The sequence below is a fragment of the Pseudomonas sp. P106(2024) genome, from assembly GCF_057480815.1.
In genome coordinates this window covers 1-333 of record NZ_JBLIYU010000064.1, presented here as the reverse complement: position 1 = coordinate 333, position 333 = coordinate 1, and the positions used below count along the sequence as shown (strand labels likewise).

1 protein-coding gene is annotated in these 333 nt (G+C 69.7%); it reads right to left on the bottom strand.

Annotated features, from left to right (window positions below):
- On the bottom strand, window positions 1-333 hold a 333-nt coding region (locus AC25M7_RS25530; protein WP_486971645.1), incomplete at both ends, for a hypothetical protein.

The window sequence follows — 333 nt, the reverse complement described above, 5'->3', positions numbered from 1 at the left end:
CGCGCCGCCGTCGCTGTTGCGCAGGGCGCCGGCCACGGTCACCTGCACGGCGCCGGAGCGGCTCGACAGCGTGCCTTGCTGGCGGTTGTCCAGGCTCTGGCCGTTAACGGTCAGCCCCTGCCAGCCCGAGACCAGGCCATTGCGGTTGTCGATCGCGCCGCTGGTGATGGCCAGGGTCTGTTCGCTGATCAGCTTGCCGTCACGGTTGTCCAGTTCGCTGATATCCAGGCGCAGGGCCTGGGCGGTGGAGATCTCGCCGCCCTGGTTGGAGAGCTTGGCCAGGTTGGCGAGGGTCAGTGGGCCGGCGGTGGTGATCAGGCCGGCGCCGTTGTC